This window comes from Streptomyces sp. ISL-99 (assembly GCF_018614005.1).
Classification (GTDB): domain Bacteria; phylum Actinomycetota; class Actinomycetes; order Streptomycetales; family Streptomycetaceae; genus Streptomyces; species Streptomyces flavidovirens.
In genome coordinates this window covers 14,427-35,509 of the sequence record NZ_JAGGPC010000039.1, presented here as the reverse complement: position 1 = coordinate 35,509, position 21,083 = coordinate 14,427, and the positions used below count along the sequence as shown (strand labels likewise).

General features: G+C 69.1%; 20 protein-coding genes. 15 read left to right on the top strand and 5 right to left on the bottom strand.

Going from position 1 to position 21,083, the window contains the following annotated elements; all coding sequences use genetic code 11:
* Positions 1-91 precede the first annotated feature (91 nt).
* The 4 genes from J7E91_RS24150 to J7E91_RS24135 all read left to right on the top strand — a co-directional run bounded on the left by J7E91_RS24150 (position 92) and on the right by J7E91_RS24135 (position 5,108).
* Entirely contained in the window at positions 92-1,021 is a 930-nt protein-coding gene (locus tag J7E91_RS24150) for a zinc ribbon domain-containing protein (protein WP_214908253.1), read from the top strand.
* 95 nt (positions 1,022-1,116) lie between these two features.
* Entirely contained in the window at positions 1,117-2,400 is a 1,284-nt protein-coding gene (locus J7E91_RS24145) for a geranylgeranyl reductase family protein (RefSeq protein ID WP_214908252.1), read from the top strand.
* Between the two features lie 94 nt (positions 2,401-2,494).
* Positions 2,495-3,916 carry an ATP-binding protein gene (locus J7E91_RS24140; protein ID WP_214908250.1) on the top strand — a complete coding sequence of 474 codons (1,422 nt, stop codon included), beginning with the start codon at positions 2,495-2,497 and terminating at the stop codon, positions 3,914-3,916.
* A 319-nt stretch (positions 3,917-4,235) separates the two neighbouring features.
* Positions 4,236-5,108 (top strand): hypothetical protein, encoded by an 873-nt coding sequence (locus tag J7E91_RS24135; protein ID WP_214908249.1) that lies wholly within the window; start codon positions 4,236-4,238, stop codon positions 5,106-5,108.
* On the opposite strand, the gene J7E91_RS24130 is transcribed toward J7E91_RS24135, so the two are convergent.
* The 5 genes from J7E91_RS24130 to J7E91_RS24110 form a co-directional block, all read right to left on the bottom strand.
* Positions 5,109-6,512: a serine hydrolase domain-containing protein gene (locus tag J7E91_RS24130; RefSeq protein WP_214908379.1), complete on the bottom strand. Its 1,404-nt coding sequence runs from the start codon at positions 6,510-6,512 to the stop codon at positions 5,109-5,111.
* 134 nt (positions 6,513-6,646) lie between these two features.
* The gene (locus J7E91_RS24125; RefSeq protein ID WP_214908247.1) at positions 6,647-7,249 is read right to left on the bottom strand and encodes an isochorismatase family protein; all 603 of its coding nucleotides are present in this window, start codon (positions 7,247-7,249) and stop codon (positions 6,647-6,649) included.
* A gap of 109 nt (positions 7,250-7,358) precedes the next feature.
* The gene (locus J7E91_RS24120; RefSeq protein ID WP_214908245.1) at positions 7,359-8,342 is read right to left on the bottom strand and encodes a GlxA family transcriptional regulator; all 984 of its coding nucleotides are present in this window, start codon (positions 8,340-8,342) and stop codon (positions 7,359-7,361) included.
* A 42-nt stretch (positions 8,343-8,384) separates the two neighbouring features.
* Positions 8,385-8,579 carry a hypothetical protein gene (locus tag J7E91_RS24115; RefSeq protein WP_374224774.1) on the bottom strand — a complete coding sequence of 65 codons (195 nt, stop codon included), beginning with the start codon at positions 8,577-8,579 and terminating at the stop codon, positions 8,385-8,387.
* A gap of 66 nt (positions 8,580-8,645) precedes the next feature.
* The gene (locus tag J7E91_RS24110; RefSeq protein WP_214908243.1) at positions 8,646-9,494 is read right to left on the bottom strand and encodes a C40 family peptidase; all 849 of its coding nucleotides are present in this window, start codon (positions 9,492-9,494) and stop codon (positions 8,646-8,648) included.
* Positions 9,495-10,205: 711 nt separating this feature from the next.
* Between J7E91_RS24110 and J7E91_RS24105 the strand changes: the two genes are divergently transcribed.
* Genes J7E91_RS24105 through nuoK form a run of 11 tightly spaced genes read left to right on the top strand, consistent with a single transcriptional unit; the run spans position 10,206 to position 21,076 of the window.
* On the top strand, positions 10,206-10,565 hold the full coding sequence (locus tag J7E91_RS24105; protein ID WP_003956195.1) for an NADH-quinone oxidoreductase subunit A: 360 nt from the start codon (positions 10,206-10,208) through the stop codon (positions 10,563-10,565).
* A gap of 18 nt (positions 10,566-10,583) precedes the next feature.
* Complete coding sequence (locus J7E91_RS24100; protein ID WP_028812444.1) at positions 10,584-11,138, top strand: NADH-quinone oxidoreductase subunit B family protein; 555 nt, start codon at positions 10,584-10,586, stop codon at positions 11,136-11,138.
* The gene (locus J7E91_RS24095; protein WP_214908242.1) at positions 11,135-11,869 is read left to right on the top strand and encodes an NADH-quinone oxidoreductase subunit C; all 735 of its coding nucleotides are present in this window, start codon (positions 11,135-11,137) and stop codon (positions 11,867-11,869) included. The genes J7E91_RS24100 and J7E91_RS24095 overlap by 4 nt, the downstream gene beginning before the upstream one ends.
* The gene (locus tag J7E91_RS24090; protein ID WP_214908240.1) at positions 11,866-13,191 is read left to right on the top strand and encodes an NADH-quinone oxidoreductase subunit D; all 1,326 of its coding nucleotides are present in this window, start codon (positions 11,866-11,868) and stop codon (positions 13,189-13,191) included. Before J7E91_RS24095 ends, J7E91_RS24090 begins: the two co-directional genes overlap by 4 nt.
* Before the next feature lie 35 nt (positions 13,192-13,226).
* Positions 13,227-14,051 (top strand): NADH-quinone oxidoreductase subunit NuoE, encoded by an 825-nt coding sequence (nuoE, locus tag J7E91_RS24085; protein ID WP_251016171.1) that lies wholly within the window; start codon positions 13,227-13,229, stop codon positions 14,049-14,051.
* On the top strand, positions 14,048-15,409 hold the full coding sequence (gene nuoF / locus J7E91_RS24080) for an NADH-quinone oxidoreductase subunit NuoF (RefSeq protein ID WP_214908236.1): 1,362 nt from the start codon (positions 14,048-14,050) through the stop codon (positions 15,407-15,409). Before nuoE ends, nuoF begins: the two co-directional genes overlap by 4 nt.
* A complete protein-coding gene (locus tag J7E91_RS24075; RefSeq protein ID WP_214908234.1) occupies positions 15,406-17,913 on the top strand; it encodes an NADH-quinone oxidoreductase subunit G in 2,508 nt (835 codons plus the stop codon). The genes nuoF and J7E91_RS24075 overlap by 4 nt, the downstream gene beginning before the upstream one ends.
* Before the next feature lie 5 nt (positions 17,914-17,918).
* Positions 17,919-19,271, top strand: a complete 1,353-nt coding sequence (nuoH, locus tag J7E91_RS24070; RefSeq protein WP_214908377.1) for an NADH-quinone oxidoreductase subunit NuoH — start codon at positions 17,919-17,921, stop codon at positions 19,269-19,271.
* The gene (nuoI, locus tag J7E91_RS24065) at positions 19,264-19,914 is read left to right on the top strand and encodes an NADH-quinone oxidoreductase subunit NuoI (protein ID WP_214908232.1); all 651 of its coding nucleotides are present in this window, start codon (positions 19,264-19,266) and stop codon (positions 19,912-19,914) included. Before nuoH ends, nuoI begins: the two co-directional genes overlap by 8 nt.
* A complete protein-coding gene (locus J7E91_RS24060) occupies positions 19,911-20,780 on the top strand; it encodes an NADH-quinone oxidoreductase subunit J (protein ID WP_214908230.1) in 870 nt (289 codons plus the stop codon). The genes nuoI and J7E91_RS24060 overlap by 4 nt, the downstream gene beginning before the upstream one ends.
* Complete coding sequence (gene nuoK, locus J7E91_RS24055) at positions 20,777-21,076, top strand: NADH-quinone oxidoreductase subunit NuoK (RefSeq protein ID WP_069927518.1); 300 nt, start codon at positions 20,777-20,779, stop codon at positions 21,074-21,076. The genes J7E91_RS24060 and nuoK overlap by 4 nt, the downstream gene beginning before the upstream one ends.
* Positions 21,077-21,083: the final 7 nt, after the last annotated feature.

The following is a 21,083-nucleotide window of genomic DNA, read 5'->3' as shown; positions in this document are numbered from 1 at the left end:
GCGGCGGCGTCGGCCGCACCCCGGCCGACGCCGCAACCCCCGCTTCCCGGAAGCCGGTTGACGCGCCCCGCCCGCCGGGCAAGATGGGTCCATGCCGCCGCACTGCCCGCACTGCGGGACCGAGGTCTCCGACGACGCCCGCTACTGCCTGAGGTGCGGGCGCGAACGACCGCAGCCGCAGTACGTCCCACCCGTACCCCTGGAGGCGATGGAGACGGCGACGGCCACCCCGGTCAACCCGCCGCCTCCCGTGCACCTCGCGCCTGTGCCCGCGCCCGGACCCCCGCCTTCGCCTGCGCGTAAGAACCCCGCTCGCGTCTGGGCGGCCACACTCACCGCCGCCTTCCTCATCGGCGGCGGTGCGACCGCCGGTGTGCTGCTGCTCAGCGACGACGGCACCGCCCCGGCCCAGTCGCAGAACGACAAGCCCGTAGTGACCACGAGCGACCACCCGACCGAGTCGACGTCATCGGCACCATCCGCGCCCGCGCCCACGATCCCGCCCCAGGAGAGCCCGAAAGCTCCCGAAGCCCCACAAAGCCCACAAATCCCGGAAGGCCTACAAGCCCCCGACGCCCCCGCCGGCTTCCGCACGGTGACCGACCCCGCCGGCTTCTCCCTCGCCGTACCCGAGCTCTGGTCCCGTACGAAAGCGGTCTCCGGCCAGATCACCTACTCCGGCTCCACCGGCATGGAGCACCTGCTCATCGGCGTCGTCCCCAACCCCCCGTACGCCTCCTCGTACGACAACTTCCTCAGCATTGAGAACAAGGCCAGGGTCAACCAGAAGGACTTCCGGCGCCTGCGCCTGGAACGGAACACCTTCCAGGGCCGCCCGGGCGCGATCTGGGAGTACACGTTCACGGACAAGCAGACGGGCGAGACCCTCCACGCCATCGACCAGGGCTACATCGCGCCGAACGGCACCGACTACTCGATCTACACCAAGGGCCGGGACCGGGACTGGCAGTACTCCCGCAAGACCTTCGACACCGCGCTGTCCACCTGGACCCTCCACTGACCACCCTTCCGAGGACCGCTCCGCACCCCCCAATAGACTGCCCCTGACCTGTGCCCCCAAGGCACGCGATGTCGAGTCTTACGGGAGATCCCGCCGTGACCGAGCCCCTCTCCGAGCACACCGCAGATGTGATCGTCGTCGGGGCCGGACCCGCCGGCTCCACCACCGCGTACTACCTGGCGAAGGCCGGACTCGACGTCCTGCTCCTCGAAAAGACCGCGTTCCCGCGCGAGAAGGTGTGCGGCGACGGCCTGACGCCCCGCGCCACCAAGCAGCTGGTCTCGATGGGCATCGACATCTCCGAAGAGGCGGGCTGGCTCCGCAACAAGGGCCTGCGCATCATCGGCGGCGGCGTACGCCTCCAGCTGGACTGGCCGGAGTTGGCCTCGTACCCCGACTACGGACTCGTCCGCAAGCGCGACGACTTCGACGAGCAGCTCGCCCGCCAGGCCCAGAAGGCCGGTGCCCGCCTGCACGAGCGCTGCAACGTCGGCGAGCCGATCGTCGACCCCCGTACGGGCCGGATCACCGGTGTCAACGCCAAGCTGGGCGAGGAGAAGACCCCGGTCACCTTCCACGCCCCGCTGGTCGTCGCGGCCGACGGCAACTCCACCCGCCTCTCCCTCGCCATGGGCCTGCACCGCCGCGAGGACCGCCCGATGGGCGTAGCGGTACGCACGTACTTCACCTCCCCGCGCCACGACGACGACTACCTGGAGTCCTGGCTGGAGCTGTGGGACCGCAGGGGCCCGCAGGACCGCCTGCTCCCCGGTTACGGCTGGATCTTCGGCATGGGCGACGGCACGTCGAACGTCGGCCTCGGCATCCTGAACTCCTCCAAGGCGTTCAAGGAACTGGACTGGCGCGAGGTCCTCAAAGCCTGGTGCGCGTCGATGCCGGAGGACTGGGGCTACACCCCGGACAACATGACGATGCCGATTCGCGGCGCCGCGCTCCCGATGGCCTTCAACCGCCAGCCGCATTACACCAAGGGCCTGCTGCTGGTCGGCGACGCGGGCGGCATGGTGAACCCGTTCAACGGCGAGGGCATCGCGTACGCCATGGAGTCGGGCCAGATCGCCGCCGACGTGATCGTGCAGGCACACGCCCGCGCGACCCCCGCCCAGCGGGAACTGGCACTGCACGCCTACCCGAAGATCCTCAAGGAGACGTACGGCGGCTACTACACGATGGGCCGCGCCTTCGTGAAGCTCATCGGCAACCCGAAGGTCATGAAGCTCGCCACCCAGCGCGGCCTGACGCACCCGGTGCTGATGAAGTTCACACTGAAGATGCTGGCCAACCTGACCGACCCGACGGGCGGCGACGCGATGGACCGCATCATCAACGGCCTGGCGAAGGTCGCACCGAATTCCTGACCCATCGTTTGTGATGCAGGTCACTACCAAATTTGGTACGTTCATTTTTGGGCCCATCATGCCTGGGCCGATCGCAGGCGGATGGATGGCATAAATGGACGACTTCATCGGCCGCGAGCGCGAGCTTGCCGCCCTCGACCGGATGATCAAGCGCACCGAGGCCGGCGGCCGGGCAGGACGGCCCGGCCGGGCCGTCCTGATGCGTGGCCGCCGAAGGGTGGGGAAGTCCCGGCTGGTGGAGGAGTTCATCGAGCGCTCGGGGCTGCCGAGCATGTTCTTCACCGCCTCCGCCCAGTCCACTGCCGAAACGGACCTGAGGCTGTTCATCGAGGCGGCCGCCGCATCGGATCTCCCCGGCGCCGAGGCGATGCGCGGGCAGTCGCCCAGGGACTGGGACGCCGCCCTGCACCTTCTCGCCGGTGCCCTGCCGACCGACCGGCCGAGCGTGGTGGTGCTCGATGAGATGCCATACCTGATCAAGAACGATCCGGGCTTCGAGGGCACCCTGCAGAAGCTCTTCGACCGCGAGCTGTCACGGCGACCGGTCCTGTTGCTCTGCGTGGGCTCTGACCTGGCGATGATGGAGCGGCTCAACGACTACGACCGCCCCTTCCACCAGCGGGGTACGGAGATGGTGGTCCCGCCGCTCAGCCCGGCAGATGTGGCGGACATACTGCGACTGCCGCCCGCCGAGGCCTTCGACGCCTATCTTGTGTCCGGCGGGTTGCCGCTCGTACTGGAGGAGTGGCCGCGAGCCGCCGGAGTCTTCGACTACCTGGCCGAAGTCGTGGCCGATCCCACGTCCGCGCTCATCGTCAGCGGGGAGCGATCGCTGGCCGCCGAATTCCCGGCCGACGCCCAGGCACGCCTGGTGCTGGGAGCCATCGGTTCCGGCGAGCGGACCCACTCACTCATCGGGCGGGCGGCGGGCGGCCTCCCCGCGACCAGCCTCAACCGGTCGCTCCAACTGCTCGGCGCAAAACGGGTCGTGGAGGCGGTCACCCCCCTGTCCACGCGCCCGTCGAAGGAGACCCGGTATTACGTCGCCGATCCGCATCTGCGGTTCTGGCTCGCCTTCATCGGGCCGTACCTCTCGGAGATCGAGCGGGGCAGAGGGGACCTGACGCTGGCGCGGATCCGGAAGTCGTGGACTTCCTGGCGCGGTCGCGCCATCGAGCCCGTCGTCCGCGAGGGGCTCTACCGCATGCGGGAGGGCGGGGTGCCCGACGATTCAGGTGCTGTCGGGGGGTACTGGACGCGCACCAATGACCCGGAAATCGACATTGTCGCGGCCGACCGGGGCCCGATCGCCAAGCGGATCACGGCAGTCGGCTCCGTCAAGTGGCTGGAAAACCGGCCGTTCGACGCCCACGACCTGGCGAAACTGATCGCCCACCGCTCGCAGCTGCCGGGCGCGGACGACGCGACACCGCTGCTCGCGGTATCGCGCAGCGGCGCCACGGTGGACGGCGTACAGGTGGTCGGCCCCGAGGAGTTGCTGACCGCCTGGCGGTGACGGCTCAGGCGCGGGGCCGCAGCCGGTCGCCCTTCACCGCGGCCACGCAGGACGGGGGTGGAGCTGCCGCAGGGGCGAGGCTTGAGCTTCGGGGGGCGAGGTTCGAGCGGCTTTTGCTAGGAATGGGGGGTGGGGATCCTTCCCACCCACCCCGCGTGCGGCGCGCCAACTGTTCGGCGTGCCAGTGGAGATGACTTTTCGTGGCCGGGTCGCCACGCAGTGCTCCTGCCGTGTAGCGTGCGCCACAACGAAACGACCCCCATGCGGTGTTAGCAGCACCACACAGGGGTCTGACCAACAAGATCGTGGAGCCGATCTCATGGCTGTTCAGCAGCTTAGTCCCGCCCTGCACGCGCCCGCCCACCCGATGGCCAAGCCCGGCTTCGGGAAACGGTCCGCGCCCGACCAGGAGCCCCGCCGCGCCCGCGACTTCGCACATCTGCCCAAGCGTGAAGCAGCCGTCGCCGGTTACATCGACCGGCTGCCCGACGGCGCCGACATCTCCATCAAAGCGCTGGCCAGGGAGCTGGAAGGCTTCGGGCAGTGTGCCATCGGCACCGTACTGCGCAGGCTCTCCGAGGCCGGGCACCTGCGGCGCGTACGCCGGGAAGTGCAGGACGCCGAAGGCGCGCGGTGGGTGTACCGGACGTTCTTCACGCGTACCGCTCGTCCCGATGCCTGGTGGGCGGCCTTCCTTGGTGGCGATGTTCCGCAGTCCGGACTGGCCGACCCCGTGCCCGCGCAGGAGCCCGCGGCGCGCGGTCGCGACGCGCTCGCCCGGCTCGTGCACCAGCACCCCCAACTCGCCCTGTCCGGAGTGGAATGCGATGCGCTGGCCGACCTCGCCGGGGACTGGTTCCGGCGAGGGGCCACCGAGGCGCAGCTCGTGCGGGCCGTCGCGACGATGCTGCCCGACCCCGTACGGCGTCCCTTCGGCTTCGTACAGAACCGGCTGATCGACCGGCTGCCGCCCGCGCTTCCGGCGCCCGTTCAGGGCCGGTGCGTCATGGAGTGCACCGACTGCCACGCCCCCGGTACGCCGGAATCCCTGGCGGGCGGTCTGTGCCGCGTCTGCCGCAGTGAGCCGTACGTACGCCCGGACGACGACCGCCTCCCGGCGGACGTCGTGCGCGGCAAGGCGGCCCGGCTGCGGGACACCGTCCGTACGCACAAATTCCGGCCGGAGCGATGACTATCGGCGCAGTTGCCCGGGTTCCACCAGGGCGTTGAGCGGGGGAAGCGAGCCGGGTGCCGGCCGCCGGTGGCGGGGTGCGGAGGACTGCCCCGTGCCGCTGAGTGCGCCGTCGACGTACTGGAACAGCGCGTCCCCTATCGGGTCCGGCTTCGGCCTGTTGTCCTCGTCGAACCGCTTGTACTTCGTCAAGTTGTAGCCCATCGCGACCTGCCTGCGGCCGTCCTCGGTGGAGAGCGCCCAGGTCCCGGCTCCGAAGACAACGCCGTTGTGGCCCCAGTACCAGCCGCCGCTCGGCATGCGCATGGTGAAGAGGCCCAGTCCGTAACGCATCACGACTTCCTGGCCCGGCTCCGGGTCGTGTGCCGGGACGGTGGTCTTCATGGCGCGGAGTTCGGCGGGGCCGAGCAGCTTGCCGCCGAGCAGTTGGCGGTAGAAGTCGTTGAGGTCCCGCATGGTCGACACCATCGCCCCGGCCGTACCGGCCCAGGACATGTCGTAGGCGCTGAAGTCGCGGGCCGGGTCTATATAGCCGTACATCGACTCGTACATCTTGGCGTGCGGCCCGGATATGTAGGGCGAGCGGGGGAAGTACGTGTGCCGCAGCCCGGCCTTACGGATCACGTTGCGGGTGATGTACGTCTCCGGGTCCTGGCCCGTGACCTCCCGCAACAGCAGCCCGGCGAGGATGTAGTTGGTGTTCGAGTATGAGTGCTTGCCGCGCTCGGCGGCCGGTGGTGCCGCGAGGCCGAGACGGGCGAGGTGCTCGGGGTCCAGGCGGCGGAAGCGGTTTTCTTCCAGTACCTTTTCCGGGTTTTCGACGACGCCCGGGAAGGCCGGGAGCACGTAGTCGGCTATGCCGCTGGTGTGGTTGAGCAGCATGCGTACCGTCACCTCGCGGCCTGTCTCACCCGGTACCAGCTCGGGCAGGTAGCGCCCGATCGGCGCGTCCAGTTCGATGCGGCCCTTGTGGACCTGCTGAAGGACGGCCACCGCGGTGAAGGTCTTGGTAATGCTGCCGATCCGGTGCTCGAAGTCGGGGCGCATCCGGCGCTCGGTGTCCACGTCGGCTAATCCGGTGGCGCCCCGCCACTGCTCGGAGCCGTCCCGGACCGATGAATAGGCCCCGTACATACCGGCCCGGTGAATGGCCGCGAGGGAGTCGCGCAGAGCTGCCCGGTCGAGGCGGTGGCCGACTCCCTTGAAGGGCGCGGCGGGCGCGCCGGAAGGAGCGGAGGCGGAGGTGGAGGCGGCTGTCATGTGCTCGGCGGCGGCGGCGTGCGTCGGCACGACGCCGACCGCGAGCGACAGAACGGCGGCCGAGGCCGCGGCGGCCAGGCGGACTCTCCGGTGCTCCGGGCGGCGGAGGTCCGGGTGGCGGCCGTACGGGCGGGCTGGGCTCATGGTCACTCCCGTGGGGTCAACTCGCGTACGGGCGTACGCGATTCCTCCATCCTCGTCGCGCCGCCGCGGCACGCCCTCCGCCCACAGGACGATCTGCTGCACAGGAACTGATGACATTTGTGAGGTGTGACCGGTCAGGCGGTGAGGTGTTCGACCGTGGGGGCCACGGTGCCGAAGAGATCGGTGATGGTGGTCAGGCTTCCTGCCTGGAGGGTGGCGGCGGGCACGGTGCTGCCGTCGGGTGCGGTCAGGGAGCGGGTGGCGGTCGCTTCGGCGACGACCGTGGGCCGGTAGCCCAGGTTGAAGGCGCCCTGGGCGGTGAAGGAGACGCACATGTGGGTCATGAACCCGGCCAGGACCAGGTGCGGGCCGGCGTCGAGGTCGCGCAGCTTCCTTTCCAGGTCGGTGCGGTGGAAGGAGTCGGGGAACTGCTTGACCACTACCGGCTCGCCGTCGGCAGGTGCCACTTCCGGGCTGATGGCGCCGATCTCGGTGCGGATGTCGTAGGGGGTGCCCTCGCCTCCGTCGTTGATGACGTGGACGACCGGTACGCCGGCCGAGCGGGCGGCGGCGAGCAGGCGGGCCCCGGCGGCCAGGGCGGGCTCGGCGCCGTCCAGGGCCATGACGCCGGTGCGGTAGGTGTTCTGGAAATCGATCATGATCAGGGTGGTCTCGCTGAGGCGGGGCAGCGTGTTGTCGAGACCGATGACGTCACGCAGGGTCGCGGAGGCGTTCATGGGTAAAAGGTTCCTTTCGGGCGGGAAACGGGCATGGCGAGGCCGCGGTTGCGGCAGTTCGCGTGACAGAGGGGCAGGGGGGCAGGGGGCGTGGGGACGGCAGGAGCGGTCAGGAAGCGGTGCGGAAGCGGCGGCGGTAGGAGGCCGGGGTGGTGCTGATCTGTTTACGGAAGGCGCGGTGCAGTGTTTCCACCGATCCCATCCCGACAGTCGCCGCGATCTGCTCCAGTGGCTGGTCGGTGGTCTCCAGCAGACGGCGGGCCGCTTCGACCCGGGCGGCTTCCACATAGGCGGCCGGGCTGGTGCCGGTCTCCTGGCGGAAGACCCGGGCGAAATGGCGCTCGCTCAGGCACATGCGACCGGCCAGCGCGGGCGCTGACAGATCGTCGTCGAGGTGCTCGGTGATGAACACGCGCAGTTCGTCGATGTCCCTGCGGGACGCGGCGGGCCGGCTCAGCGGCACGCTGAACTGGCTCTGGCCGCCCTGCCGCCTGAGGTACATCACCAGCTCCCGTGCCACGGCCAGGGCCAGGTCCTCGCCGTGGTCCTCGGCCACCAGGGCGAGCGCCAGGTCCATGCAGGTGCTGATGCCCGCGCCGGTCCACACCCGGCCGGAGCGGACGAAGATCGGGTCGGCGTCGACCCTCACCTGCGGATGCTCGGCCGCGAGCTGCGCCGCGGTCGACCAGTGCGTGGTCGCCCGCCGGCCGTCGAGCAGTCCGGCCGCCGCGAGCAGGTGCGCGCCCACGCACACCGACGCGATGCGCCGCGCGTACGGCGCCGTGGTTCTGATCCACTCCACCACGGTGTCGTCGATCCGGGCCACCGGGCCGTGCGGGTGCAGGTCCACCGCGCCGGGCACCAGCAGTGTGTCCACTGCGGCGCCCACGTCGGCGAAGGCCAGGTCCGCCAGCAGGCGCACTCCGGCCGACGTGACGACCGGCCCCGCGTCGGGGCCTGCCAGGCGGACCTCGTAGGCCGCGCGGCCACCGGTTTGCCGGTTGGCCAGGGCGAAGACCTCGGCCGGGCCGGTCACGTCGAGCAGGTCGACATCCGGGAAGACCGCGATGACGACACGGTGGGGGGTGGGCATGCGTCCATCGTCAGCGCCTCCACCCCGCGACCGCAATGACGGTTATCTGTCACATCCGGCCACCGGCTCCGGCGAAATTGCGAGGTTGCCGTCGTCGGTCTCGGGGACGGGCTGGTCGATGAACTGGGACTGCCCGCCGGTGCGATGGGCCGGCACGACCAGGCGGTGGGCCGGCTGGCCGGCGACCTGCGCGCCGAGGTCCGGCGTACCAGGTGCAGGCAGATGGAGCGAACGCACGACGGAGGGCCGTCGTTCCCGGGCGTGGGAACGACGGCCCTCCGTCGCGGAAGAACTAAGGCTTGGTCAGAGGACGCGGACCGCGCCGGTCGGCATGTCGTACGACAGCGAGCGCTCGACGACGCCCGTGCTCGGGTTCTGCGCCCCGACGTACTTGCCGTCGCCGACGTAGACCGCCACGTGGTACGAGTTGCTCCGGCTGCCCCAGTAGAGGATGTCGCCCGGCTGGAGGCTGTCGACAGAGACGGAGGTGCCGAGGCTCGACTGAGCGCCCGAGACGCGCGGGAGGTCGATGCCGGCCTGGCGGTAGGCGGCCTGGACAAGGCCGGAGCAGTCCCAGGAGTTGGGGCCGGTGCTGCCCATGACGTAGGCGTCGCCGACCTGGGCTCGCGCGAAGGCGACGATGGCGGCGGCGCTGCCGGTGGCGGTGGAGGATGACGAGGAGGAGTCGGAGGAGCCGACGGAGGCGGAGGCGCTGAGCGTCGTGCGCTCCGAGGAACGCGAGGCGCGCTCTTCCGCGGCGGCCTTCTCGGCTGCTTCCTGAGCAGCCTTCTTCCTGGCGGCCTCTTCGGCCTTCCGCTTGGCTTCGGCCTCGGCCTTGCGTTCGGCCTCCGCCTTGTCCTTCTTGGCCGCCTTCGCGGCCTTCGCGGCGGCTTCGTCCTGCTGGGCCTGGAGGTCGTAGGCGTGCGCGACCTGCTGGGTGGCCTCGGCGGAGACGGCGACGGTGTTCGCCAGGTCCGCGGTGAGGGTGGGCATTTCGATGGTGGCGGTCACCGGCTCGGCATGCGCCGGCCCGGCAGCACCGGCCACACCGAGGGTGCTGAGGACGCCACCGGCAACTCCGGCACGGAGCGCGACCTTGGAGGCGCTACGACGGGGTTTCCGGTGGCTGGGTATGTGAGCGGTGAGGGACATGGGACAACCGCTATCAGGCGTTCGCGGTTCCCTTCAAGAAAGGTGTGCTCCGCCACAGTTGCGCCTCAGCGGCTCGAATCGGGCTTCTGCCGGGCTTTATTGACGCCGTAACGGGCAATACGGGCATGCGTGATCATGCCTGTGATCATGGGCTTTCCGCATTACGTCCCAATTGCCCGGCGCTTACCACCCGTTCACACCGTTGGCCAAGCCCGCTTTCCCCGGGGCGGGGATGAAGTGGCACAGGTCACAGATCGACAACCGTTCGGGACCCGGATCGCTCGTGAACGCGCTCACGCGTCCACATTCGTCCGCCGGGCTCCCTCGGAGTGATGAGGCGGCTTTCCCTTATCACTCGGAAGCCGCCCCTTGCGAATTTGCCTGTACAGGACATCGCTTGATAGCGCGCCCCCCTCGCGACCAGCGGTAACACCACCGCTTGTCACGTCTGGTAGCCACTCGTGCACTTCGCGTATGAAGATCACCGCTCACCCGGCTTGATGATCGTTCGTCGGGTGGTGGAGATCACAAAGACGTTGTCGCAACCCGTGTCGCAGATCACAGACCAGCAGGCATAAGATGCGAAGCAGCCGGGCTTGTGAACTGCCTCACATATACATGATCTTCGCGTGGCGAAGATCATGGAGGCGGCGCGAAATGCAGGCCCGGGTGCGGTCCAACGGTCAAGGACGACTGGAAGGAGCGAGGAGCGTGAATGCCTACGCGCCCATCCTCGTGCTCGGCGCCCTCGGGGCAGGGTTTGCGATCTTTTCCGTGGTCATGGCCACGCTTATCGGCCCAAAGCGCTACAACCGGGCAAAGCTTGAAGCGTACGAGTGCGGCATCGAGCCGACACCCACACCCGCCGGTGGCGGCCGCTTCCCCATCAAGTACTACCTGACGGCGATGCTCTTCATCGTCTTCGACATCGAGATCGTCTTCCTCTACCCCTGGGCCGTCTCCTTTGACGCCCTGGGGCTTTTCGGGCTCGTCGAGATGCTGCTCTTCGTGCTCACCGTCTTCGTTGCCTACGCGTACGTATGGCGGCGCGGCGGCCTGGAATGGGACTGAGGGGCTGAGGGGTCACCAATGGGACTCGAAGAGAAGCTGCCCAGCGGCTTTCTGCTGACCACCGTCGAACAGGCCGCGGGCTGGGTGCGGAAGTCCTCCGTCTTCCCCGCGACCTTCGGCCTCGCCTGCTGCGCCATCGAAATGATGACGACGGGCGCCGGCCGCTACGACCTGGCCCGCTTCGGCATGGAGGTCTTCCGCGGCTCGCCGCGGCAGGCCGACCTCATGATCGTGGCAGGCCGGGTCAGCCAGAAGATGGCGCCGGTGCTGAGGCAGGTCTACGACCAGATGCCGAACCCCAAGTGGGTTATCTCCATGGGTGTTTGCGCCTCTTCAGGTGGAATGTTCAATAACTACGCAATTGTGCAGGGTGTTGATCATATTGTTCCTGTTGACATCTATTTGCCCGGTTGCCCACCCCGCCCCGAGATGCTGATCGACGCGATTCTGAAGCTCCACCACAAGATTCAGAACTCCAAGCTCGGCGTGAACCAGGAAGAAGCGGCCCGCGAGGCGGAGGAAGCGGCCCTGAAGGCGCTCCCCACCCTTGAGATGAAGGGGCTGCTCCGGTGAGCGACATCAACGAGCCGAACCCCGACAAGGAACTCAGCGCGCAGAACCTGCCCGGCCAGCGCGGTGATCACGGCGAAGAGATCCGCGTCCAGCGCGGCATGTTCGGCGCGAAGAACGGCGGCGACACCACCGGCTACGGCGGCCTCGTCCGCTCCGTACGCCTGCCCGGACCTGCGGCCCGCCCCTACGGCGGCTGGTTCGACGAGGTCGCCGACGAGCTCGAAGGCGCCCTGGAGGAGCAGAACCTTCTCCCGGACAACGCCATCGAGAAGACCGTCGTCGACCGCGGCGAGATCACCTTCCACATCGCGCGCGAGCACCTGGTGCGGGTGGCGAAGACCCTGCGCGACGACCCGGCCCTGCGCTTCGAGCTGTGTACGGGCGTCAGCGGGGTCCATTACCTGGAGGACAAGGGCCGCGAGCTGCACGCCGTCTACCACCTGCGCTCGATCACCCACGGCCGGCTCATCCGGCTCGAAGTGAGCGCCCCGGACAGCGACCCGCACGTCCCGTCGCTGGTCTCGGTCTACCCGACCAACGACTGGCACGAGCGCGAGACGTACGACTTCTTCGGCCTCGTCTTCGACGGGCACCCCGCCCTCACCCGGATCATGATGCCGGACGACTGGCAGGGCTTCCCGCAGCGCAAGGACTACCCCCTCGGCGGCATCCCCGTCGAGTACAAGGGCGCCCAGATTCCGGCTCCGGACCAGCGGAGGTCGTACTCGTGACCACCCCACCCGCACCTGCACGCGAGACCACCGAAGGTCCCGTATACACAGTCACCGGCGGCGACTGGGACGAGGTCGTCCAGGCGGCGACCAAGGCCGACGACGAGCGCATCGTCGTCAACATGGGCCCCCAGCACCCGTCGACGCACGGCGTGCTCCGGCTCATCCTCGAAATCGACGGCGAGACGGTCACCGAGGCCCGCTGCGGCATCGGCTACCTGCACACCGGCATCGAGAAAAACATCGAATTCCGGAACTGGACGCAGGGCACGACCTTCGTCACGCGCATGGATTACCTCATGCCGTTCTTCAACGAGACGGCGTACTGCCTGGGCGTCGAGAAGCTGCTCGGCATCGAGGAGCAGATCCCGGACCGGGCGACTGTCACCCGCGTGATGCTGATGGAGCTCAACCGGCTCGCCTCCCACCTGGTGGCCATCGCCACCGGCGGTATGGAGCTGGGCGCGACGACGATCATGATCTACGGATTCCGCGATCGTGAACTGATTCTCGATGCCTTCGAGCTCATCACCGGCCTGCGCATGAACCACGCGTTCATCCGGCCCGGCGGACTGGCCCAGGACCTGCCCCCGGGCGCGATGGACCAGCTCCGCGAGCTTGTGAAGACCATGAAGAAGAACCTGCCGGAGTACGACAAGCTCGCCACCGGCAACCCGATCTTCAAGGCCCGCATGCAGGACGTCGGATACCTCGACCTCACCGGCTGCATGGCGCTCGGCGCGACCGGCCCGATCCTGCGCTCGGCCGGGCTGCCGCACGACCTGCGCAAGAGCGACCCCTACTGCGGTTACGAGACGTACGACTTCGACGTACCGACCGCCGACACCTGCGACGCCTACGGCCGCTTCCTGATCCGGCTCGAAGAGATGCGGCAGTCGCTGCGCATCGTGGAGCAGTGCCTGGACCGGCTCCGGGAGCCGGGCCCCGTGATGGTCGCCGACAAGAAGATCGCCTGGCCCGCGCAGCTCGCGCTCGGACCCGACGGCCTCGGCAACTCGCTCGACCACATCAAGAAGATCATGGGCACCTCCATGGAGGCCCTGATCCACCACTTCAAGCTGGTGACCGAGGGCTTCCGGGTGCCGGCCGGGCAGGCGTACACGGCGATCGAGTCACCCAAGGGCGAGCTCGGTGTGCACGTGGTCTCCGACGGCGGCACCCGTCCCTACCGGGTCCACTTCCGCGACCCGTCCTTCACCAACCTGCAGGCCATGGCGGCGATGTGCGAGGGCGGCATGTTCGCCGACGTCATCGTCGCCGTCGCGTCCATCGACCCCGTGATGGGAGGCGTCGACCGGTGACAGCCACACCAGCAAATCAAGAGGTGAGCCTGGGGATGCCGCAGCTCCCCGCTCCCGACTACCCGGCCGACGTACGCGCCCGGCTCGACGCGGACGCCAAGGAGGTGATCGCCCGCTACCCCGACAGCCGGTCCGCCCTGCTGCCGCTGCTGCACCTCGTGCAGTCGGAGGAGGGCCACGTGACCCGCACCGGCGTCCGGTTCTGCGCCGAGACGCTCGGCTTGACCACCGCGGAGGTCACCGCGGTCTCCACCTTCTACTCGATGTACCGGCGCAAGCCGTCCGGCGACTACCAGGTGGGCGTCTGCACCAACACGCTGTGCGCGGTCATGGGCGGCGACGCGATCTTCGACGAGCTGAAGCAGCACCTTGGCGTCGGCAACGGAGAGACGACCGAGGACGGCAAGGTCACCCTCGAACACATCGAGTGCAACGCGGCCTGCGACTTCGCGCCCGTGGTGATGGTCAACTGGGAGTTCTTCGACGACCAGACGCCCGAATCCGCCAAGCGCCTCGTCGACGACCTGCGGGCAGGACGGCCCGTCCAGCCCACCCGCGGCGCGCCCCTGTGCACGTACAAGGAGACCGCCCGCATCCTGGCCGGCTTCCCCGACGAGCGCCCCGGCGCCGTCGAGGCGACCGGTGGCGCCGGGCCCGCCTCGCTCATCGGGCTCAAGCTAGCCAAGGGCGAGGCACCGCAGCACCGCGTGGTCCACCCGCGCGGAGAGGCCCAGCAGCAGGACGGGCCGCCGCACGATCCTTCGCCGTCCGAGCACCTCAGCTCGCACGACGCTCCGCAGCAGACCTCGGCGTCCGACCCCGCTCACCCGGCCGGACCGGAAACCGAGGAGGGGGAGTGATGACCTTGGCAGCCGAGATCAACGAGACCAGCCCTGAAAAGCTGCTCTCGCCCGTCCTGTCGGCGTTCTGGGACGAGCCCGAGTCCTGGACCCTGGACACCTACCGGCGGCACGAGGGGTACGAAGGCCTGCGCAAGGCCCTCGCCATGTCGCCGGACGACCTCATCGCGTACGTCAAGGACTCCGGTCTGCGCGGCCGCGGCGGCGCCGGCTTCCCCACCGGCATGAAGTGGCAGTTCATCCCGCAGGGCGACGGCAAACCGCACTATCTAGTTGTCAACGCCGACGAGTCGGAGCCCGGGACCTGCAAGGACATCCCGCTCCTCTTCGCGAACCCGCATTCCCTCATCGAGGGGATTGTCATTGCCTGTTACGCGATCCGGTCGAGCCATGCGTTCATCTACCTGCGCGGCGAAGTCGTCCCCGTACTGCGCAGGCTGCACGAGGCCGTACGTGAGGCATACGCGGCGGGCTACCTCGGCGAGAACATCCTCGGCAGCGGTCTCGACCTCGAACTCACCGTGCACGCGGGTGCGGGCGCGTACATCTGCGGTGAGGAGACCGCGCTGCTCGACTCGCTCGAAGGCCGGCGCGGCCAGCCCCGGCTCCGTCCCCCCTTCCCTGCCGTCGCGGGTCTTTACGCGTGTCCGACTGTTGTGAACAACGTCGAGTCCATCGCGTCGGTTCCCGCGATCCTCAACAAGGGCAAGGAGTGGTTCCGTTCGATGGGAAGCGAGAAGTCCCCGGGCTTCACGCTCTACTCGCTGAGCGGCCACGTCACCAACCCCGGCCAGTACGAGGCCCCCCTCGGCATCACGCTGCGCCAGCTGCTCGACATGAGCGGCGGCATCCGCGCCGGACACCGCCTGAAGTTCTGGACGCCTGGCGGCTCGTCGACGCCGATGTTCACCGACGAGCACCTCGACGTACCGCTGGACTACGAAGGCGTCGGCGCGGCGGGCTCGATGCTCGGCACCAAGGCGCTCCAGTGCTTCGACGAGACGACGTGCGTGGTGCGGGCCGTCACCCGCTGGACCGAGTTCTACGCCCACGAGTCCTGCGGCAAGTGCACGCCCTGCCGCGAAGGGACGTACTGGCTGGTGCAGCTGCTGCGTGACATCGAGGCCGGCAAGGGCCGCATGAGCGACCTCGACAAGCTCAACGACATCGCCGACAACATCAACGGCAAGTCGTTCTGCGCGCTCGGCGACGGCGCCGCGTCCCCGATCTTCTCCTCGCTCAAGTACTTCCGGGCGGAGTACGAGCAGCACATCACCGGCAAGGGCTGCCCCTTCGACCCGGCCAAGTCGACCGTCTGGGCCGACAAGCCCGCCCACACCACGGAGGTGAACGCATGACCGTCACGACAAGTGCTCCCTCCGGAGGCGGCGAGGCGGCGGTCCCGCCCGAAGATCTGGTTTCCCTGACGATCGACGGCATCGAGATCTCCGTTCCCAAGGGGACGCTGGTCATCCGGGCCGCCGAGCTGCTCGGCATCGAGATCCCGCGCTTCTGCGACCACCCGCTCCTCGACCCCGCCGGCGCCTGCCGCCAGTGCATCGTCGAGGTGGAGGGCCAGCGCAAGCCCATGGCGTCGTGCACGATCACCTGCACCGACGGCATGGTCGTCAAGTCCCAGCTCACCTCGCCGGTCGCCGACAAGGCGCAGCGCGGTGTGATGGAACTGCTGCTGATCAACCACCCGCTGGACTGCCCGGTCTGCGACAAGGGCGGCGAGTGCCCGCTCCAGAACCAGGCCATGTCCCACGGCGACGCGGAGTCCCGCTTCGACGGCAAGAAGCGGACGTTCGAGAAGCCGGTCCCGATCTCCACGCAGGTGCTGCTGGACCGCGAGCGGTGCGTGCTGTGTGCGCGCTGCACCCGCTTCTCCAACCAGATCGCGGGCGACCCGATGATCGAGCTGCTTGAGCGCGGCGCGCTCCAGCAGGTGGGTACGGGTGAGGGTGACCCCTTCGAGTCGTACTTCTCCGGGAACACGATCCAGATCTGCCCGGTGGGCGCGCTGACTTCGGCGGCGTACCGCTTCCGCTCGCGGCCCTTCGACCTCGTGTCGTCGCCGTCCGTCTGCGAGCACTGCGCGGGCGGCTGCGCGACCCGGACCGACCACCGGCGCGGCAAGGTCATGCGGCGCATGGCGGCCGACGACCCCGAGGTCAACGAGGAGTGGATCTGCGACAAGGGGCGCTTCGGCTTCCGTTACGCGCAGCGTCCCGACCGGCTCACCACTCCGCTCGTACGCAGCGAGGCGGGCGTACTGGAACCGGCGAGCTGGCCCGAGGCGCTCGAAGCGGCGGCCCGGGGGCTCTCGGCGGCGCGCGGGCGGGCCGGTGTCCTGACCGGCGGCCGGCTCACCGTCGAGGACGCCTACGCCTACGCCAAGTTCGCCCGTATCGCCCTGGACACCAACGACATCGACTTCCGCGCGCGCGTGCACAGCGGCGAGGAGGCCGACTTCCTGGCATCCCGGGTCGCCGGACGCGGACGCGATCTCGACGGTACGGGCATCACGTACACGGCGCTGGAGAAGGCGCCCGCCGTACTGCTCGTGGGCATCGAGTCCGAGGAGGAGGCCCCCGGCGTCTTCCTGCGGCTGCGCAAGGCCCACCGCAAGCATGGGCAGCGCACCTTCGCCGTGGCGACGCACGCGACGCGCGGCCTGACGAAGGCGGGCGGCACCCTGCTTCCCGCCGCGCCGGGCACCGAACCCGAGTGGCTCGACGCGATCGCGGACCGCACCGAGCTCGGGGGCGACGGGAACGCCGCGACCGAGGCACTGCGGGCCGAGGGCGCCGTGATCGTCGTCGGCGAACGGCTGGCCGCCGTGCCGGGCGCGTACACCTCGGCTGTACGGGCCGCCAACGCGACCGGCGCCTCCCTCGTGTGGATCCCGCGCCGGGCCGGTGAGCGCGGCGCCGTCGAGGCGGGCGCGCTGCCCGCGCTGCTGCCCGGCGGCCGCCCGGCCACCGACCCGCGCGCGCGGGACGAGGTGGCGGCGGTCTGGGGCGTGGCCGAACTGCCGAGCCGTTACGGGCGCGACACCGGCCAGATCATCGAGGCCGCCGCCACCGGTGAACTGGCCGCGCTGCTCGTCGGGGGCGTCGAGGTCGCGGACCTTCCCGACCCGGTACGCGCGCGTGAAGCACTTGACCAGGCCGGTTTCATCGTCTCCCTGGAGCTGCGGCCCAGCGAGGTGACGGACCGGGCGGACGTCGTCCTTCCGGTCGCCGCCGTCGCGGAAAAGCCCGGCACCTTCCTCAACTGGGAGGGCAGGGCCCGGATGTTCGAGGCCGCGCTCAAGCCCGACCAGATGACGCGCACGCTCGCCCCTGAGGACGCGCGGGTGCTGCACATGCTGGCCGATGCTCTGGACGTGCATTTGGCACTGCCGGACGTACGGGCCGTACGCCGCGAGCTGGACCGTCTCGGCGCCTGGGGCGGGGCCCACGCCACCGACCCCGCCGAGTCCGCCCAGCCGCTGCCGCGCCCCGGCGCCGGCGAGGCCGTGCTCGCGGGGCACCGGCTGCTGCTCGACCAGGGCCGGCTCCAGGACGGCGACGAGGCGCTCGCGGGCACCCGCCACGCGGCCGTCGCCCGGCTTTCCGAGACCACCGCCGCAGGTACGGGCGTAAAGGACGGCGACCTGCTCGCCGTCACCGGGCCCGCGGGGACGGTCGAACTGCCGCTCCAGGTCACGGCGATGCCGGACCGCGTGGTGTGGCTGCCGCTGAACTCGACGGGCGGCGGCGTCGCCACCGACACCGGCGCGGTCCCCGGACAGGTCGTCCGCATCGGCCCCGCGGCCGCTGCCACCGCCACCGACGTACCGGAGGTGCTCGCGTGAACTCCATGCTTCTCGCGGCCGAGGACCTGTCCATGTTCGGGCACGACCCGTGGTGGCTCGTCGTCATCAAGGCCGTCTTCTGCTTCGCGTTCCTGATGATCACCGTGCTCTTCTCCATCGTGTGGGAGCGCAAGGTCGTCGCGTGGATGCAGCTGCGCATCGGCCCCAACCGGCACGGTCCGTGGGGTCTCCTCCAGTCCCTCGCGGACGGCGTCAAGCTGATGCTCAAGGAGGACGTGATCGTCAAGCGGGCGGACAAGGTGGTCTACATCCTTGCTCCGGTCATCGCGGCGATCCCGGCCTTCATGGCGATCGCGGTCATCCCGTTCGGACCGGCCGGCAACGAAGTGTCGATCTTCGGGCAGCGCACCACGATGCAGCTGACCGACCTGCCGATCGCCATGCTCTACATCCTCGCGATCGCCTCCGTCGGCATCTACGGCATCGTGCTCGCGGGCTGGTCGTCGGGATCGACGTACCCGCTGCTCGGCGGCCTGCGCTCCTGCGCGCAGATGATCTCGTACGAGATCGCGATGGGCGCGGCCTTCGCCTCGGTGTTCCTCTACTCCGGGTCGATGTCGACCTCGGCGATCGTCGAGGCGCAGCACGACCGCTGGTTCATCGTCCTGCTGCCGGTGTCCTTCATCATCTACGTCGTCACGATGGTGGGCGAGACGAACCGCGCCCCCTTCGACATGCCGGAGTCCGAGGGCGACCTGGTCGGCGGCTTCAACACCGAGTACTCGTCGATCAAGTTCGCGCTGTTCATGCTGGCGGAGTACGTCAACATGGTCACCGTCTCGGCGGTCTCGGTCACCCTCTTCCTGGGCGGCTGGCGGGCTCCGTACCCCATCTCGGCCTTCTGGGAGGGCGCGAACCACGGCTGGTGGCCGATGCTCTGGTTCGTCGTCAAGGTCCAGCTGCTCCTGTTCTTCTTCATCTGGCTGCGCGGCACGCTGCCGCGCGTGCGCTACGACCAGCTGATGAAGCTGGGCTGGAAGGTCCTGATCCCGGTCTCGGTGGTCTGGCTGATGCTGGTCGCCACGGTGCGCGCGATGCGCAACGAGAACATGGAATTCCAGAACATCGTGCTGTACGTCGCCGGGGCGATCGTCGCGATCCTGCTCCTGTCCTTCGTCGCCGACATCTTCCGCGACAAGAAGGAGAAGGAGAAGGCGGCGCGGGACGGGGAGGAACCACCCGCTTTCGACCCGATGGCGGGCGGATTCCCGGTGCCCCCGCTGCCCGGCCAGGAGTTGCCACCCGTGCCCCGCAGGCGGCCGCGCCATGAGCGCGAGCTGATTGTCAGTGGTGGGCCGGACACTATGAGTGACGGGAAGGAGGCCGACGATGCCTGACACCTCAAAGCCGGGGGAAGCCCCCCGGACGCCCTGGCAGAATCCGGTGGCCGGCTTCGGCGTGACCTTCAAGGCCATGTTCAAGAAGCGGCTGACCGAGCAGTATCCGGAGCAGCAGAAGACGACGGCGCCGCGCTTCCACGGCCGGCACCAGCTCAACCGCCATCCGGACGGCTTGGAGAAGTGCATCGGGTGCGAGCTGTGCGCCTGGGCCTGTCCGGCCGACGCGATCTACGTGGAGGGCGCGGAGAACACGGAGGAGGAGCGTTACTCCCCCGGTGAGCGTTACGGCCGCGTCTACCAGATCAACTACGCCCGCTGCATTCTGTGCGGCCTGTGCATCGAGGCGTGCCCCACGCGCGCGCTCACGATGACCAACGAGTTCGAACTGGCCGACAGCAGTCGCGAGTCGCTCATCTACACCAAGGAGCAGCTGCTCGCCGGTCTGGAGGAAGGCATGGTCGAGGCGCCGCACTCGGTCTTCCCCGGCATGGACGAGCAGGACTACTACCGGGGCCTGGTGACCGAGGCCGCGCCGGGCACCGAGCGGCAGGTCGCGCTCAGCAAGGGCGAGCGGCCCCAGGAGGCCGCGTCGACCTTCGGCGAGGACGAGCCGGCGACGGAGAAGGTGATCGGGGGATGAACGCTCTTGCCGCCTCCGCCACTTCGACCGGCGAGGCCGTGCAGTTCTGGGTGCTGGGTACGGTCGCCGTCATCGGCGCCCTGTGCACCATCCTGATGAAGAAGGCGGTGCACAGCGCGCTGTGCCTGGCCGGGACCATGATCGTCCTGGCCGTCTTCTACCTCGCCAACGGCGCGTACTTCCTCGGTGTCGTCCAGATCGTCGTCTACACCGGCGCGATCATGATGCTGTTCCTCTTCGTGGTCATGCTGGTCGGTGTCACGGCCGCGGACTCGCTGAAGGAGACGCTCAAGGGGCAGCGCTGGCTGGCCGCGGGCTGCGGTCTCGGGTTCGGCATCCTGCTGATCGCCGGCATCGGGCAGGCCTCGCTGTCCACCTTCAACGGGCTCGGCAGGGCGAACGCCGCCGCCGGCGGCAACGTCGAGGGCCTGGCCGAACTCATCTTCACCAAGTACGTCTTCGCCTTCGAGCTCACCGGCGCCCTGCTCATCACGGCGACCGTCGGCGCGATGGTGCTCACGCACCGCGAGCGCACCGAGCGCGCGAAGACGCAGCGGGAGATGTCCCAGGAGCGCGTACGCGGCAAGCACCTGCCGCCGCTGCCCGCACCCGGTGTGTATGCCCGGCACAACGCGGTGGACATCGCCGGTCTGCTGCCGGACGGTACGCCGTCCGAGCTCACGGTCAACAAGACGCTGCGCGGGCGCGGTCAGATCCGGGACGTGTCGACGGAGGCGCTGGCCGACCTCAAGGCGCTGGAGCAGCGCGCCGAGGAGCGGCTGGGCCGTGATACCGGCCGTGACGCCGGCCATGAGCGTGACGGTGACGGTGCCCGTGGCCAGAACGAATCGGGGGTCGCGAAGTGAATCCGGTCAACTACCTGTATCTCGCGGCGCTGTTGTTCACCATCGGCGCGGCGGGTGTGCTGATCCGGCGGAACGCGATCGTCGTCTTCATGTGCGTCGAGCTGATGCTCAACGCCTGCAACCTCGCGTTCGTCGCCTTTTCCCGGATGCACGGCAATCTCGACGGCCAGATCATCGCGTTCTTCACGATGGTGGTCGCCGCCGCCGAGGTCGTGGTGGGTCTCGCGATCATCGTGTCGCTGTTCCGGTCCCGCCACTCGGCCTCGGTCGACGACGCCAGCCTGATGAAGCTGTAAGGGGTCG